A 1583-nucleotide genomic window follows, 5' to 3' on the forward strand; every position below is an offset into this window, starting at 1 on the left:
CCGCTGCCCATTACCCCATGTTGAAAAAATCGGCCGCGTCTCGGCCACGACATCGACTGATGTTAGGTCGTGAGCAGACGCCTTCCGCCTCATGCCGGTTTCGGCATCGGCACCGGAATCAGCTTGGCGAGTTTCCTGAGGTTCTGGGCAGTGGCTGCCAGATGGAACTCGTCTCGAGCACCGTTTGGTCCTCGTAGTCGCAAGCGATCCAGCTTCAGGATGCGCTTGAGGTGGGCAAACAGCATCTCGACCTTCTTCCTCTCGCGACGCGAGGTGACATAGGCGTCGGTGGCGGCAATATCGCGGGCCATGTCCCGCGCACCCTCGTGGATAGAGCGTAGGATCTTGCGGGCTGGACCGTTCGGACAGCATCGAGGCTTGAGGGCGCAGGCGTCGCAGTCGAGCTTGCTGGCGCGGTAGCGCATGAAGCCCTCGTCGTCGACACCGTCGCGGGGTGAAGCGAACCGCCGACGATACTGCCTGAGCTCCTTGCCGCCTGGACAGGTGTAGAGATCGCGCTTGCGATCATAGCTGAACTCTGCCCGCTCGAAGGTCCCATCGCGACGCTCCGACTTGTCGAAGACCGGGATATGCGGCTCGATCCCGCGCTCGTGCACCAACCAGCCCAACATCTCGGTCGAGCCGTACGCGCTGTCGGCGGCCAGGCGTTCCGGATAGAGGCCGAAGCGATCCTGGGCGCGATCGATCATGGTGCGTGCCGCGCCGACTTCCGCCTGGCGTATGGCGCGGCTTGCCTCGACGTCCACGATGACGGCGTGATCCAGGTCGATCAGATAGTTGGTGGCGTAGGCGAAGAAGGCATGCCCCTTCATCGCTCCCGTCCACTGAGCCGCCGGGTCGGACCTCGATATGAACTTCGGCTTCACCTCGCTCGCTGCACCCCACGCGGCATCGTCCAACGTGTCGAGATACTCCTGTACCGAGCGGCGTGTCGCCGCCATCCGTCTCCCAGTCGACCTGCTCCGATCCCTCGGCAGAGCGCTGCTTGTTCGCGTCCGCCCTGATGAGGCTGGCATCGACGGCGAAGCCCTCGTTGCCGACGAGACCTTCTTCGATGCAACGACGCACCGTCGTCTCGAAGAGTTCGCGCAGCAGATCGCTCGCGAAAGCGGCCGTGCCGGTTCTTCGAGAAGATGGAATGATCGGGGACATCACCCTCCAGGCCAAGCCGGCAAAACCAGCGATAGGCGAGATTCAGATGCACTTCCTCGCAAAGCCGGCGCTCGGAACGGATGCCGAAGCAGTAGCCGACGATTAGCATCCGGATCATCAGTTCCGGATCGATCGAGGGCCTACCGATCTCGCTGTAGAACGGCCGCAGATGCGAGCGCAGCCCCGACAGGTCGACGAAGCGGTCGATCGAGCGCAACAGATGGTCAGCAGGCACGTGACGCTCGATGCTGAACTCGTAGAACAGCGCCTCCTGCATCACCGTCGGTTCGCCCATCATCGACTCAATCTCCTTTACCAAGGAGATTGAATCAGTGCTTCAGAGCTGCTTCAAGCCGGAGTTTTTCAACACAATCCGCCATTGAACGAACCCGCTCGTGCGGGAGGGCGCG

1 pseudogene is annotated in these 1583 nt (G+C 62.2%); it reads right to left on the reverse strand.

Annotated features, from left to right (window positions below):
* Positions 1-89: 89 nt before the first annotated feature.
* A pseudogene (locus tag DH10_RS36145) lies at positions 90-1471 on the reverse strand (IS1182 family transposase).
* Between the last annotated feature and the right edge of the window lie 112 nt (positions 1472-1583).

The organism is Mesorhizobium silamurunense, from assembly GCF_014843825.1.
In the GTDB taxonomy this organism is placed as follows: Bacteria; Pseudomonadota; Alphaproteobacteria; order Rhizobiales; family Rhizobiaceae; genus Mesorhizobium; species Mesorhizobium silamurunense.